Origin of the sequence: Haliscomenobacter sp., from assembly GCF_041740695.1 — a bacterium.
Taxonomy (GTDB): Bacteria; Bacteroidota; Bacteroidia; order Chitinophagales; family Saprospiraceae; genus Haliscomenobacter.
Window position 1 is genome coordinate 72,530 of record NZ_JBGSLK010000134.1, and the last position, 15,055, is coordinate 87,584.

The following is a 15,055-nucleotide window of genomic DNA, read 5'->3' on the forward strand; positions in this document are numbered from 1 at the left end:
ATCTATGAGAGCAATTTTTGTTATTGCTTTTTTGGCACTCCTCGCCGCCCTCACATGGGCAGCCATCCACAGCTACCACCTACTCATCCAGCAGGTACAGGTGCTGCCCCCTGATCTATGGGCAACCTTGCTCATCGTTAGCTTCATAGCCATTGCCACAGCCCTAATCCTCGCCGCCGCCATCCGCAGCAATGGCCGGAGCTGTACATTTAAAGAAATCATCCACCGCCGCCTCGACCTTTACGAAAACTTCATCGTCATCTGGCAGTCCTTAAAAAACCTGCAAGACGTGGATAAAATCGCTACCTTACATTTACAAGCCGACGAACTCAAAAGCAGCATGGCCCTCGTCGCTTCTGCCGAAGTGCTCCGAAACCTGAACCGGCTACTGGATCAAGCAGCCCAAGAAGGCCCGCAAGCGGCCCAAAAAACGTATGAAGAACTACTACTTTCCATGCGCCGCGACCTGCAACTCTCTACCCTGTACCCGCTACCGAGTGAACTGAGCAAACTATTCGCCAACCCACAAAACAACCGCTAATGGCCAAGCAACGACAATTTCGGCGCAAGCGCCGAGGCCCCAAGGGGAACACCAGCCGGCCGGCTTTTTTCCAAAATGCCAACCCTGAATCGAGTATTGAAATCAACAATACTACTTTTTTTGGTCCAGCCAGCGGCAAAGTACAGCCCAAACTCCAGGTGAACCAACCCGGCGATGTATACGAAAAACAAGCCGATGCGATGGCCGAACAGGTAGTCAATAGTGGACCACCGACACAAAGTATCGCCACTCCAGCACCAAAGGCTGCCCAACGCCAGGGCAAAGAAGACATTCAAAAGGCAAGCCAACCCGAGGAAGTCCAAAAAATGGCTCAACCCGAAGAGGAAAAGCCCATCCAAAAAATGGACAAACCCGAAGAACCCCAGCGGAAAGAACAAGAAGAGGTGCAGCGCAAACCGGAAGAAGAACCAGCCGTCCAAAAAAAAGAAGAAGAGGTCAAGCGCAAACCCGAAGAAGAAAAAGTACAGGCTCAAACTTCGGGCAATGGGGGCGGAACTGCCCCCTCCGGATTTGCGGCCAACCTGAACCACAGCAAAGGGCAAGGCAGTGGACTGAGCAAAGGTACCCTCAACGAAATGTCCACCGCATTTGGCCAGGACTTTAGCGGGGTGCGCATCCACACCGATAGCCAGGCCGAGCAGTTGAGCGAAGAAATCAGCGCTCAGGCCTTCACCCACGGCAATGACATTTACTTCAACCAAGGGAAGTACAACCCTGAAAGCCAAGATGGCAAACGGCTCTTGGCGCACGAGCTGACCCATGTGGTGCAGCAGGGTGCAGTAGCACCTACCCCAACTATTCAACGTCAAGATGTTGAAGAAATGTCAACCCCAGTTCCTGAAGATTTTGCGGTAACCCGCAATCGCCGAGGAAGAGCCACTCGTGCTGCAGGAACAGTAGGCGGGGTAAATGTGGCCATTAATCCTGACCGAAGAGGAAGAGTCCCCCGAGGATCGAGTGGAGTTACCAATGTTCGTTTACGCTGGACTACACCTAGTGCAAGTTTTTCGCCAACAGTTTCAGGTATTCGGGGTTCAGTAAGAATTTCCATGTCCATTGGCACTACTTATCGTCGTGGTGTTGATACACAGAACCCTTCTGGATATGGTAGAGGTACTACCCCTGGTGATCAGGCTGATGGCAACGTTTCTTTACGTTTTCATGAAGGAAGCCATGGAACCCTGGCGATGGAATTTACACGCAATAATCCCTTGCCCCAATTTACCGGAGCCGAGGGGATGACCAGGGCTGAATACCAAGCAGCTATTACCCGATTTAACCAAGAAATGAGGGATTACAACCAACGGCTTCAAGAAGCCCAAGTGCAAGAAGTAGATTGTGTAGGTTCTTCTGCGTCATTTTGCACCCCTTGAATTATTTATCAGGATCGTTTATGAAAAATCAAGAAAACATCTTCAGTCGTCTTTTTTCGAGTGGAAAAGAAATAGAAGAAGGGACTCCCCTTCCTATTGAAAGAATTAATGCGATGGAAGGAGCGTCAGCGCTGGCCAAATCTCTTATTTTTCTTCAAAACATCATCCACGCCCGCCTCAATCACCATTTTGGCAAAACGGATACTTTTGTCCAACCCGAATACTCATTTGTAGACGATGGTTCGGTTTTTGCTCGATATGTGATTGACCACAAACTCAGCGTTGAGGAATTTATCCTCCTTTTGCTGGCCTTGGCCCCCCATGCGCATCCCGATTTGTTCAGCGATTTGATCAGAAACCACTTGCCCAAGGGAGGCGACTTCCCAGACTTTGGAGGAGTGCGTGGACAAAATTACCGGGGCATCATGCCTACTGGTGAGACCGTACTTTTTGTGCTGGCCGGGATGAACCTGGATCATCGCTTCCAATTGATGCATTGGTTCAACAGTAAGGAATGTTTCCCTTTTGCCACAGGTTTGGTGAGTTTTGATGGCAGCAAAGATCTTGAACCTGAAATGAGTGCCCGTCTATTACTGGCCCCCGAAAAAATGACGGAGTTCATCACCGGAAACCGCTGGAGACCGGCCTACAGTGGTCAATTCCCGGCGGCTCTGCTCACTACGGACATGGACTGGGATGACCTCATTTTAGCACCAGCTACCCACCGGGAATTATCGATGATCAAATATTGGTTGGATCATCACGACAATCTTGATGCGGATCCCAAATTGGGTAAACGCACCAAACCGGGCTTTCGGGCATTGTTTCATGGGCCTCCAGGTACGGGCAAAACCCTCACTGCTGCATTGTTGGGAAAATTGTTCGATCTGGATGTTTACCGCATCGACCTTTCCATGATTGTATCCAAATACATCGGCGAAACGGAAAAAAATTTACAATACATCTTTGATAAGGCGACCCACAAAAATTGGATTTTGTTTTTTGATGAAGCGGATGCCTTGTTCGGCAAACGCACCAATGTCCAATCTTCGCACGATCGCTTTGCCAATCAAGAAGTTTCCTATCTGTTGCAAAAAGTGGAAGACCACGATGGTCTAGTCATTTTGGCAACCAACTTTAAAAGCAACCTTGACCAAGCTTTTATGCGTCGTTTTCAAGGGGTGGTGAGTTTTGCGATGCCAGACGTGAGGGAGCGCAAATTGTTATGGCGCAATGCTCTTCCGATTCACCCAGCCTTGGCGCCTGACTTGAATATTGACCAACTGGCGCAGCAATACGAAATAAGTGGTGCAGCGATTGTCAATATCTTACAAATGTCGGCACTAAAAGCTTTGTCTGAAAGTCGAGCCATTACGCATACTGATTTAATGGAAGGTTTGCACCGGGAGTTTGCAAAAGAGGGCAGGACCTTGTAGTACCACCAATATTCCCAAAAACCATTGAAAAGGAGGCAGCTTATCCCCCGAAAAGAGGATCAGAAACCAAATTGCCACACCTGAACATATCTCCCCACCTCAATAATTCCCAACCCATACTATAAAAGTTACAATTTTCAGTCTACCTTTGCGCGATTCTGAAATTATCGTATTCATTTAGCTGCTCTAAACTGCTAAGTGTTTTACATTTTAACACGCAAAAGTATCGCACACTTCTATGGAATCCTTAGTGTACCTACTACCAGGTTTTGGTATTTTGGCTTTGCTGTACATGGCTTATTTATCCTCTTGGGTAACCAAGCAAGATGCTGGTGGAGATAAAATGCAGGAAATTTCGGCTGCAATTGCCGACGGAGCAATGGCTTTTTTGAAAGCTGAATATAGCCGCCTGGCTATTTTTGCAGTCATTGCCAGTATCTTACTGGTGATCCAATCCCAAATGGTTGAAAACTCCCATTGGTTGATTTTTGTAGCCTTTATCTTTGGCGCAAGCTTCTCGGCCCTCGCTGGTTTTTTTGGGATGCGTATTGCGACTAAGGCCAACGTACGCACCACTCAGGCCGCTAAAACCAGTTTGGCACAAGCCCTCAAAGTCTCCTTTACGGGAGGTACCGTAATGGGGATGGGTGTTGCCGGTTTAGCTGTATTTGGGTTGAGTATGTTTTTCATTTTCTTCTACAACTTCTTCATGGGTGGCCAGATGAGCGGCGTGAATGACATGGAGCGGGTATTAGAAGTATTGGCTGGTTTCTCACTTGGCGCTGAATCCATCGCCTTGTTTGCACGCGTAGGTGGTGGTATTTACACCAAAGCTGCCGACGTAGGTGCCGACCTGGTAGGAAAAGTAGAAGCAGGTATTCCCGAAGACGATCCCCGCAACCCGGCCACCATCGCCGACAACGTAGGTGACAACGTAGGTGACGTAGCGGGCATGGGCGCCGACCTTTTTGGCTCTTATGTAGCCACGGTATTGGCGGCGATGGTTTTGGGCAACTACCTGATCCAGGATAACCCTTCCGTAGCCAACGATGCTTTTGGTGGAATCGGACCAATCCTGCTTCCCATGTTGATCGCCGGATTGGGCATTGTTTTGTCCATCATTGGCAGCTTATTGGTTCGGGTTGGGGAAGGCAATGCTTCTTCTCAAACCGTTCAAAATGCACTCAACCGCGGCAACTGGGGTTCAATCATCCTGACTGGGGTGGTCGCTTATCCAGTCATCACCTGGATGTTGCCTACCGATTTGAACATCAACTATTTTGGCGAAGGCATCAAAACGGTCCCTTCTCTCTACGTTTTCTACGCGGTTTTAGTCGGTTTGATCGTGGGTGGTTTGATTTCGATCATTACCGAATATTATACGGCCATGGGTAAAAAACCTGTGAATGACATCATCCAACGTTCTTCCACTGGCCCGGCAACGAACATCATTGAAGGTTTGGCACAAGGGATGTTGTCTACGGCATTGCCCGTCATCCTGTTTGCCATTGCCATCTTTGTGACTTATTCACTGGCTGGTTTTTACGGTGTAGCCATGGCTGCTTCCGGTATGATGGCCACTACGGCTATGCAGTTGGCGATTGATGCTTTCGGACCGATTGCGGACAACGCTGGTGGTATCGCCGAAATGAGCGAATTGCCCAAAGAAGTACGTGAGCGCACCGACATCCTGGATGCAGTAGGCAATACCACTGCGGCCATCGGTAAAGGTTTTGCGATTGCTTCAGCGGCTTTGACTGCCTTGGGTTTGTTTGCCGCTTATGTGACCTTCACCAAAATTGATGGGATCAACATCTTCAAAGCTGACGTACTCTCCGCCTTGTTTGTCGGTGGGATGATTCCGGTGGTATTCTCTGCATTTGCCATGCGTGCGGTAGGCCGTGCAGCCATGTCGATGGTGCAGGAAGTACGTCGTCAGTTCCGCGAGATTCCAGGCATCCTGGAAGGAACGGGTAAGCCTGATTATGGCCGTTGTGTAGACATCTCGACCAAAGCCGCCATCCGCGAGATGACCATTCCTGGCCTGATTACCATCGTTACTCCAATTGTGATTGGTTTCTTGTTGGGACCAGAAGCATTGGGTGGCTATATGGCTGGTGTAACCGTATCAGGGGTGATGTGGGCAATCTTCCAGTCCAATGCTGGTGGTGCCTGGGACAACGCCAAGAAGTCATTCGAAAAAGGAGTAGAAATTGACGGTCAAATGTACTACAAAGGTTCTGAACCACACAAAGCTGCCGTTATTGGTGACACAGTGGGTGACCCTTTCAAAGATACTTCTGGCCCATCCATGAACATTCTCATCAAATTGACCTGTCTGGTTGGTTTGGCCATTGCTCCGATTCTCGGCGAGCAGTACGCTGCCAAAAAGGAAGAAGTTGGTCAAAAACAAGAGAAAAAAGAAATCAAACTGGAATCGAAGTTGGAGAAAGATGCTCCAGCGGAAGTGTTCTAGTCTGAGATAGGATAGATCAAAAAAACTCCTGTTCACACGAGTGTGGGCAGGAGTTTTTTTTGTGAATTTTTAAAATAAAAAGTTTTGTAATTTTTAAAATAAAATTTATTTTTGCTATTGCTGTAAAATAAAATTACAATTAACTTGCCGGAAAAAGCTTTTTCATGAAAACGCCTTCAGCAGAGGAATTGCGAAAAATTTATCCGGATAGCGACGGAAAACCTATGGCGGAGAACACTTTGCAACTGGAGTGGATCGTATTGCTCAAGTTTGGTTTAGAGGCCTGTTATGATGAAATACAAGATGTATTTGTTGCCGCAGACTTGTTGTGGTATCCCGTAGAAGGCCATCCCGAAATCAATGTCGCCCCCGATGTGATGGTCGCTTTTGGCCGCCCCAAAGGCCACCGTGGATCCTATATTCAGTTTGTTGAAGAGGGCATTGCCCCTCAAGTGGTTTTTGAAATCATCTCTCCCGGTAACCGCAAAAAAGAGATGGAGAACAAACTGGCTTTTTACCAAAAATATGGGATACAAGAATATTACACATACGATCCTCAGCGAAATATTTTTCAATGCTACATCCGCTCCGGTGAGCAATTGGTTAAATATCCAAATCTGGGTGAATGGGTTAGTCCTCGTTTAAAAGTGAAATTTGAGTGGAATGAGGTGACCTTAAACATTTTTCAGCCAGATGGTGATCCGTTTTTGTCTTACCACGAATTGCGCGAGTTCAAAAAACAAGCTGTCGGAGAATTCCAAAAAAATTGGGCCTTTCTAGCCAAAGAGCAGCGCAAACTCAGGGAACTCCAGCTACAAACCAAATGGACTCAGGAGAACATTGATGAAGCTAAAAAAAAGATTGCCAATGCTGAGCAAAAAGCAGCCTTAGAAAAGCAAAAGGCTGAGGTGGCGGAGCAAAAAGCCGGAGTGGCAGAGCAAAAGGCTGAGGTGGCGGAGCAAAAAGCTGAAATGGCCGAAGAGAAAATTGCGATAGTTGAACAGAAAGCTGAAATGGAAAAACAGAGAGCTTTTCAAAAACTCCTGCAAGCAGGATTGAGCATCACCCTGATTGCCGAAGCCCTCAACCTTTCAATGGAAGAAGTGCAAAGATATACCGAGCGGTGAATGTTTTAGGGATTGACGTTTACTAAACTTTTAAAGTTTAGTAAACGTCAATCCCTAAAACATTACTTCCAATCCCCCAACTCCCATCCAAACTCCGGCGCCACCAACTCCGGCGCATGGTGCGGCTTCTTCCGCGCATCCACGATCAGCGGCCCCCGACAGCCCCAATGTTTATGCTCCACAAAAGCATCTACTCCATGTACATCGTGCGAAGGATTGGCGCGGGTGAACGTAACCCACACGAAATTATTCAAAGTAGCCGCCAAAAACTGCGGATCATCACACAGTACAATCAAGGGGAATCCTTCCAGCTCAGCCTGCCCCTTTAAAGCTTCGGCCAGCACCTGAACATCTGCATACGATTCATTGCTGCTAAACGCCGGCCCGCTAATCGCCAATACCCCCGGCAAAGCCACCTGCGGCCCACCAAAACCAGTCGGCAAATTAAAAGCCAACGAGGGTAGGGTAGTGGCCAAGTCCCGGCGTTTCTCCCCTCGACAAGCCATCACCACTTTTGAGCCCGCATTCCAGCCTGAACCCGAATAATCCAGGGTATCGATCGTGGTTTTGGTATAAAAATGCAAATCCCGTGTCCAGTCGATGCGCTCCAGCACATGCCGGAAAAAGTCCGCAATATCGTGGCAATCCAAATTCGGATCATCATCTGCCGCAGCAATCACTAGGAATTTGGCCAAACTGGTTTGCCCCGAACCCAAAATGTGATTGGCCTGGGTCAAAATCTCCTCCGGCACCCGCTCGCGGAAGGGCATGTAACGCTCCTGCCCAATGGCCAGCAACAAGGGGTGTACCCCCGCTGCATCCACCGCGTGAATCTGTTTGATGCCCGGGAATTCCTGAGGGGTAAGCAGTTTGACAATTTTATGGATCAGGTAGCCAAAACTGCTGTCCTCCATCGGCGGGCGACCTACCACGCTGAAATGCCACAACGCATCCTTGCGGTGGTACACTTTGTGCACATCCATCACCGGAAAATCGTGGGTCAGACTGTAATAACCCAGGTGGTCGCCAAATGGCCCTTCCGGTTTTTTCTCCCCCTTCCGTATCGTTCCAGTAATCACAAAATCAGCATCACTGGACAGCACATACCCATCCTGCCAGGTATAGCGAAAACGCCGACCAGCCAGCATCCCCGCAAAGGTCAATTCCGACAAACCCTCAGGTAAGGGCATAATCGCTGAAAAAGCGTGCGAGGGTGGCCCACCGATAAAAACGGAGCACTTAAAATCTTCCTCGGTCTCATTGTACAAGGTGTGGTGCACCCCAATGCCCCGGTGCAATTGATAATGCAGGCCGATTTCCTTGTTGGTGACATAGTCATTGCCGTCCAGTTGGATGCGGTACATGCCCAGGTTGGATTGCATGATGTTTTTGGAACCGGGAGGTAGGCTGAACACCTGGGGCATGGTCACAAATGCCCCACCGTCCATCGGCCAGGATTTGATCAAAGGCAACTGATCGATCGTGGTTTCGCCCCATTGAACCGGCCCCTTGCCGATACTGCGCATGGGCAGGGCGCTCAAGGCGGTGAAAGGTGCTCCTAGATAACGACCAGGGTTTTTGAAAAAATTGGCCGGATCGGCTTTTAGCTCAATCACCCGTTTGACTTTTTCCAGCGTATGCCTGAAAATGAAGTCTGTCCTGTCGTAGGTACCATATATATTACTCACTGCCTGAAAAGGACTGCCTTTTACTTTTTCAAATAAAATCGCTGGGCCACCTTCGTCAAAAATGCGGCGGTGGATTTCTGCCATTTCAAGATTGGGATCTACTTCTTTTTTGATGCGGAGTAGCTGGCCGTGTTTTTCCAGATCATTCACACAAGCGCGCAGGCTGGAGTAACTCATTGTTGATTCGTTTATGTCTGTGCAAGCAACAAAAATAAGCAGGAAGAGTTTTTGCACAAGAGGTATTCCCAATAATTACAGAATCAGCACAAAAGGAGTCAAACAAGGGCTAAAATCCCTAATCATATTGAAAAAAATCATTGCAATGCCGCAAATTCCTGCAAAAGCATGACCATTTTTTCATTAATCCTTTTTACCTTTCGCCGTCCAAACAAGAATAAACAAAAACACCGATATGCAGCAGTACCATAGACTGCTTCAGCACATCCTGGAAAATGGAGTACGCAAGCATGACCGTACCGGTACAGGCACCATCAGTGTTTTTGGTTATCAAATGAGGTTTGACCTCAATCAAGGATTCCCACTAATCACCACGAAAAAAGTACATGTCAAATCCATCATCCACGAGTTGTTGTGGTTCCTCAAAGGGGATACCAATATCCAATACCTCGTACAAAATGGAGTAGGCATTTGGAATGAATGGCCCTTTCAGTTTTGGTTGCAAAACCATCATCCTGAATTGGCAACCGAAAAATACAGCCCAGCTTGGAAAGACAAGCTCGGCGCATTCGTGGAGCGCATCAAAACCGACGACGATTTTGCGGCCCAATGGGGAAACCTCGGGCCGGTTTACGGTCAACAATGGCGCAACTTTGAAGGTGTGGATCAAATTGTACAAGTGGTAAACGACATCCGCCGCAACCCTGATTCACGGCGTTTGTTGGTGTCGGCCTGGAATCCTAAAGACATTCCAGTGATGGTCAAATCGGGTTTACCCCCCTGTCACGCCCTGTTCCAGTTTTATGTGGCGGATGGTAAACTCTCTTGTCAGCTGTATCAACGTTCTGCCGATGTATTTCTCGGCGTTCCTTTCAATATTGCTTCCTATGCCTTGCTCACTTTGATGATGGCACAAGTATGTGGCCTGCAAGCCGGTGAATTCATTCATTCATTTGGCGACGCACACTTATACCTCAATCACCTCGAGCAAGCCCAACTCCAACTTTCCCGCGAACCACGACCCCTCCCAAAAATGAAATTGAACCCCGCTATTAATGAAATCTTTGATTTTCAATACCGTGATTTTTTGCTCAGCGACTACGACCCATACCCCGCCATTAAAGCCGAAGTATCGGTGTAAATGCAAGAAAGACCGATTTATTTAGAGTTGATCTAAATAACTACGTCTTTCCTTAAAAGTTTGTTAAAAAGATATAGCTAATTATATCTTTGCGCTGACTGAAAAATGACAGTTTATACAATCTTGTTATACTAGGTTATAAAACGCAAGTACGATGATATTTAAGTCTCTGACTAGCCGAGTACTGCTCATTGCATCTCTATTGCTCAGTACCATGGCAATGTACGGCCAAGGTGTGGCAAAGGGCGATGACAAGGCGGGGAAAACCGTTTTCCAGAACAATTGTGCCTCTTGTCACAACAAGAACATGAAGAGTGACCTTACTGGTCCTGCTCTAGGCGGTGTAGAAGAGCGTTGGGCTGCTTACCCACGCACCGATTTGTACAAATGGATCCGCAACTCTCAATCCATGATCAACACCCATCCACGGGGCAAAGAACTGTGGGCCAAATGGCAACCAACCGTGATGAATAGCTTCAACGGCTTGAGTGATCAGGACATCGAGAACATCCTGGCGTATATCCAGTGTATGTACGATGGCTCTTGTGACCCAGCTGCTGCTGCTGCTGCCGGTGGAGTTGCTGCCGGTGGACCAGCTAAGCCTAAGAACAACACCATGTTGTTCATCTTGCTGGCAGGTATCCTGGGTATTTTTGCAGTTGTACTTGCGCGCATCCTGTCCAACCTCAAGTACATGTTGGCGGTGAAGGAAGGTCAAGCTGCTGAACGCCAAAGCCTGAAGCAAATCCTGCTCAGCAAAAGTGTCATTGCCTTCGCCTTGTTCGCAGCCGTTGTTTTAGGTGGCTACACTACGGTGAATCAAGCAATTTCATTGGGCCGCCAGCAAGGTTATCAGCCCGATCAGCCGATCAAATTTTCGCACGCCACCCACTCAGGTTTACACAAAATTGATTGTAACTACTGCCATGATAGCGCACGTAAGAGCAAACACTCTGCTATTCCTGCAGCGAACACCTGTATGAACTGTCACCGCGCCATCAAAGTAGGTTCCAAATACGGTACTGCGGAATTGACCAAAATTTTTGCTTCGATCGGTTACGATCCTAGAGCAGACAAATACATCGAGAATTACGAAAACCTCTCCGAGGACGACATCAAGAGTACCTATACCGCATGGATTGAAGACAACGCGATCCAAGGTGGTAAATCTCCTGATGCGGCCGTCAAAGAAGGTGGTTTGCAATGGGACGCCATCAAAGAAGCTTTGACTGATGCCAAAACTGGCGATAAAAAAATTCAAGGTCCAATTGAGTGGGTGCGCATCCACAACTTGCCAGACCATGTTTATTTCAACCACGCTCAACACGTTTCAGTAGGTCAGGTAGCCTGCCAAACTTGCCACGGCAAAGTGGAAAACATGGACTTGTTGCAGCAACATGCGCCCCTGTCGATGGGCTGGTGTATCAACTGCCACCGCCAAACGGAGGTCAAGTTTGCCGACAACGGGTACTACAATAGCTACTACGCGAAATTCCACAAGGAGCTTCAAGAAGGTACGCGGAAAAAAGTAACCGTTGAAGACATTGGCGGTTTGGAATGCCAAAAATGCCATTATTAACCCACGACTAAAGTCATGGGCTAGACCCACCCCACGGATTTATCCGTGGGAGGGTATAACCCCGGTCTAACCCACGAATTTATTCGTGGGTTAGACCGGGAAAAGCCTAGACAGAGGCATATGCGATATAACCCGCCCAGCGGGTCTTCGGATAACCAGACGCATCAACTCAGATGAAAAACCAAAATAAAGAAATCTGGATCGGTACAGATCAAATTGCCAACGATCCGATTTACAACGAGATCACCAATCAGGAGTTTTACGAGCGGCCATTATCTGAGCAATTGGCTGACGACAAAACGATGGACCTGAACGCCAATCGCCGCGACTTCCTCAAGTACCTCGGTTTTGGCCTTGGTGCAGCAACTATTGCTGCCAGCTGTGATATTCCAATCAAAAAAGCGATCCCCTACGTCGTCAAACCTGACGAAATAGTACCCGGGGTAGCTACCTATTATGCCTCTTCCTTTGTGAACGGGGGTGACTATTGTGCCATTTTGGTGAAGACCCGTGAAGGTCGCCCCATCAAAGTGGAAGGCAATAGTCTTTCCAGCGTTACCAAGGGAGGGACCAGCGCACGGGCACAAGCCAGTGTGTTGAGTTTGTACGACTCTAACCGTTTCGACGGCCCTTACCGTGTAAAAGGTGGTAAGGTAGATCGGGCGGACGCCAGATTCGGCAAAGGCCCATCGCTCGCGGAAATCGACCGTGAAATTGCGGCAAAACTGAATAGTGGAAGCCGGGTTCGCATTGTGGCACCCACCATTCTAAGCCCAATGACCAAGCAGGCGATTGCTGATTTCCAGGCAGCTTACACCAATACCGAAGTAGTCATCTACGACCCAGCTTCCAGCTCTGCTTTGTTGCAAGCCAACGAGCAGTGTTTTGGTCAAGCGGTAGTGCCAGCTTACAGCTTCGATAAAGCTGAAGTCATTGTTGGTTTTGAGTGCGACTTTTTGGGCAGCTGGGTATCTCCAGTTGAATTTGCTACCCAATACATTCAAAACCGCAAGATCACCGACGTAAAACAAACCAAGATGTCTCGCCACTACCAAGTGGAGGCGCACTTGAGTTTGACCGGCTCCAATGCCGATAACCGGATTTTGGTGAAACCTTCTCATCAAGGAGCTGCCGTTGTTGCACTGCACAACGAAGTTGCTGCCTTGACGGGTGGTGCCAGAGTTTCTGGACCATCCCTTCCTGCGGAAACCGCAGCGAAGTTCAAAGCTGTTGCGAAGGATCTGGTTGCTTCCAAAGGCAAAGCCCTGGTGGTTTCCGGTTCAAACAACACTGGCGAACAAATCCTAGTGAACTCCATCAACGCGATGTTGGATTCTTATGGCAATACCATCACTTTTGCCAATGCTTCCAACCAACGCCAGGGTCAGGATAAAAATGTACAAAAGCTGGTTAGAGATATGGCTGCTGGCCAAGTCGACGCGGTATTTTTCTTCGACGGAGTCAATCCTGCTTATGACCTGCCCAATAGCGATAAATTCCGCGATGCCATTGCCAAAGTGAAATTGAAAGTTTCTTTTGCGATTGCACCCAACGAAACTGTGCTGCTTTGTGATTATGTGTTACCTACCAATCACTACCTCGAAAGCTGGGGTGATGCGGAACCAAAGCAAGGCCACTACAGTTTGATCCAACCCACGATTGCTCCTTTGTTCAAAACCCGTCAGTCTGAAGAGACTTTGTTGACTTGGGCGAAAAGCGACAAGTTGAACAAGGATTCCGAGCAGCCGATGTACGATTATTTGGTGGCTTTCTGGGAAGCCAACATCTTCACCAAACAAAGCCGCTTTGCGACGTTCCAAAGCTTCTGGGACAGCACCTTGCACGATGGTATCTTTGAAGTACCTTCCTCGGTGGTTCCTGAGTTCGGTTTCGGCGGTGACGTAGCTGCTGCTGCTGCAAAAGTGCGCAAACCTGGCGCTGATGGTTTGGAACTCGCTTTTTTTGAAACAGTCAACTTGGGTGATGGCAAATACGCCAACAACCCTTGGTTGCAAGAAATGCCCGATCCAGTTGCCCGTACGGTATGGGGCAACAACCTGGCCGTTCCACTCAAGTACGAAGGTGGCATCCGCTTCAAAGCCCTGAATGACCTCAACCAACGCGAAATGTACGGTTCTGCCGATTTTGTTGAAGTTGAAGCCAAAGGACAAAAAGTAACCACTACTGCCGTACGCCAGTTTGGTCAAATGTGGGACACTGTTGGTTTGGCCATCGGTTATGGTCGCGAATGCACTGGTTACCAGGGCCGCGCAATTGGGGACAAAGTGGGTGTCAATGTTTATCCGATGATGAGCATCGACTCAGACGGCAACACCCAGTACTATGCACTAAGTGCCAAAGTATCTGAATCAGTCGGAAAAGACAAAGACTTTGCTTGTGTACAATACCACCACGGTATGGGTATGACTGGCAAAGATAAAGATGGCAAACAGATCAAAGCCAGCGATGGCAAAGACCTGAACCTGGACGAACACACTTCAATGACCCTTGGTGCTGGTTACCAGGGCGGTATTGTGGATCGTTCGATCATCTACAAAAGCAACATCAAAGAGTTGCCGGAACTGGCTGAGAAAATCAAGGAGAAACGCACTGAGGCTCAACACCTCAACGATCAAACCCTCTATCCATTTGACAAATTTGTAGCTGATCGCTACAGCCAGTCACAATGGTGGGCGATGCACGTTGACCTGAGTGCCTGTATCGGTTGCGGGGCTTGTCAGGTAGCTTGTGTGGCGGAAAACAACGTACCTGTTGTAGGTAAGTTTGAAGTATCCCGCCACCACGAAATGAGCTGGTTGCGCATCGACCGTTACTTCTTTGGCGATTACGAAACGCCAAACGTGGTTTACCAACCGATGATGTGCCAGCACTGCGACAACGCTCCTTGTGAAAACGTTTGTCCGGTAAACGCCACCAACCACAGTTCCGAAGGTTTGAACCAAATGTCGTACAACCGTTGTATTGGTACCCGTTACTGCGCCAACAACTGTCCTTATAAAGTACGTCGCTTCAACTGGTTGGATTATACCACTGCCGATATTTTCCCAATCAACGAGAACCACATCAACGGTGAAGAACTGCCTTACACTGCTGACAACCTGATGCGTATGGTGTTGAACCCAGACGTAACGGTACGCTCTCGCGGGGTAATCGAAAAATGTAGTTTCTGCGTACAACGCATCCAGGAAGGTAAACTGACTGCGAAGCGTGAAGGCCGCAAACTGAATCAAAATGATGTTAAAACTGCTTGCCAAACGGCTTGTCCTACCGGTGCCATCGTATTCGGTGACCGCAATGACAAAACTGCCGAAGTCAGCAAGCGGATGGAGCATCCGTTGAACTACCTCGCACTCGAGGAAATCAACGTACAATCTTCGGTAAACTACCAGGCTAAGGTTGTCAACCGGAACGAAGCTGTATAAACCTACATTATTAACCTAGGACTTTTTTAACCACGGTCAGCCGTGGGATTAAC

General features: G+C 48.3%; 9 protein-coding genes. 8 read left to right on the top strand and 1 reads right to left on the bottom strand.

Annotated elements, in window-relative coordinates:
* Positions 1 to 4 precede the first annotated feature (4 nt).
* The 5 genes from ACEW9O_RS26825 (at position 5) to ACEW9O_RS26845 (ending at position 6,974) form a co-directional block, all read left to right on the top strand.
* Positions 5 to 541, top strand: a complete 537-nt coding sequence (locus ACEW9O_RS26825) for a hypothetical protein (RefSeq protein ID WP_373553310.1) — start codon at positions 5 to 7, stop codon at positions 539 to 541.
* On the top strand, positions 541 to 1,935 hold the full coding sequence (locus ACEW9O_RS26830) for a DUF4157 domain-containing protein (protein ID WP_373553311.1): 1,395 nt from the start codon (positions 541 to 543) through the stop codon (positions 1,933 to 1,935). The genes ACEW9O_RS26825 and ACEW9O_RS26830 overlap by 1 nt, the downstream gene beginning before the upstream one ends.
* Before the next feature lie 20 nt (positions 1,936 to 1,955).
* Positions 1,956 to 3,371, top strand: coding sequence for an ATP-binding protein (locus ACEW9O_RS26835; protein WP_373553312.1), 1,416 nt, complete (start codon positions 1,956 to 1,958; stop codon positions 3,369 to 3,371).
* 238 nt (positions 3,372 to 3,609) lie between these two features.
* Entirely contained in the window at positions 3,610 to 5,847 is a 2,238-nt protein-coding gene (locus ACEW9O_RS26840) for a sodium-translocating pyrophosphatase (protein ID WP_373553313.1), read from the top strand.
* A gap of 164 nt (positions 5,848 to 6,011) precedes the next feature.
* The gene (locus ACEW9O_RS26845; protein WP_373553314.1) at positions 6,012 to 6,974 is read left to right on the top strand and encodes a Uma2 family endonuclease; all 963 of its coding nucleotides are present in this window, start codon (positions 6,012 to 6,014) and stop codon (positions 6,972 to 6,974) included.
* Positions 6,975 to 7,036: 62 nt separating this feature from the next.
* Here the strand turns inward: ACEW9O_RS26845 and ACEW9O_RS26850 are convergent, their stop codons facing one another.
* Complete coding sequence (locus ACEW9O_RS26850; RefSeq protein ID WP_373553315.1) at positions 7,037 to 8,839, bottom strand: UbiD family decarboxylase; 1,803 nt, start codon at positions 8,837 to 8,839, stop codon at positions 7,037 to 7,039.
* Positions 8,840 to 9,074: 235 nt separating this feature from the next.
* Here ACEW9O_RS26850 and thyA point away from each other — a divergent pair, with 235 nt between their 5' ends.
* From thyA to ACEW9O_RS26865, 3 genes are all read left to right on the top strand, one after another.
* Positions 9,075 to 9,980, top strand: coding sequence for a thymidylate synthase (thyA, locus tag ACEW9O_RS26855; RefSeq protein WP_373553316.1), 906 nt, complete (start codon positions 9,075 to 9,077; stop codon positions 9,978 to 9,980).
* A 154-nt stretch (positions 9,981 to 10,134) separates the two neighbouring features.
* Positions 10,135 to 11,559: a c-type cytochrome gene (locus ACEW9O_RS26860; RefSeq protein ID WP_373553317.1), complete on the top strand. Its 1,425-nt coding sequence runs from the start codon at positions 10,135 to 10,137 to the stop codon at positions 11,557 to 11,559.
* Between the two features lie 173 nt (positions 11,560 to 11,732).
* Positions 11,733 to 15,002 (top strand): TAT-variant-translocated molybdopterin oxidoreductase, encoded by a 3,270-nt coding sequence (locus ACEW9O_RS26865; protein WP_373553318.1) that lies wholly within the window; start codon positions 11,733 to 11,735, stop codon positions 15,000 to 15,002.
* Positions 15,003 to 15,055: the final 53 nt, after the last annotated feature.

Coding starts and splice junctions, on each gene's coding strand:
- ACEW9O_RS26825 (WP_373553310.1), top strand. CDS start 5: ATGAGAGCAATTTTTGTTATTGCTTTTTTGGCACTCCTCGCCGCCCTC.
- ACEW9O_RS26830 (WP_373553311.1), top strand. CDS start 541: ATGGCCAAGCAACGACAATTTCGGCGCAAGCGCCGAGGCCCCAAGGGG.
- ACEW9O_RS26835 (WP_373553312.1), top strand. CDS start 1,956: ATGAAAAATCAAGAAAACATCTTCAGTCGTCTTTTTTCGAGTGGAAAA.
- ACEW9O_RS26840 (WP_373553313.1), top strand. CDS start 3,610: ATGGAATCCTTAGTGTACCTACTACCAGGTTTTGGTATTTTGGCTTTG.
- ACEW9O_RS26845 (WP_373553314.1), top strand. CDS start 6,012: ATGAAAACGCCTTCAGCAGAGGAATTGCGAAAAATTTATCCGGATAGC.
- ACEW9O_RS26850 (WP_373553315.1), bottom strand. CDS start 8,839: ATGAGTTACTCCAGCCTGCGCGCTTGTGTGAATGATCTGGAAAAACAC.
- thyA (WP_373553316.1), top strand. CDS start 9,075: ATGCAGCAGTACCATAGACTGCTTCAGCACATCCTGGAAAATGGAGTA.
- ACEW9O_RS26860 (WP_373553317.1), top strand. CDS start 10,135: ATGATATTTAAGTCTCTGACTAGCCGAGTACTGCTCATTGCATCTCTA.
- ACEW9O_RS26865 (WP_373553318.1), top strand. CDS start 11,733: ATGAAAAACCAAAATAAAGAAATCTGGATCGGTACAGATCAAATTGCC.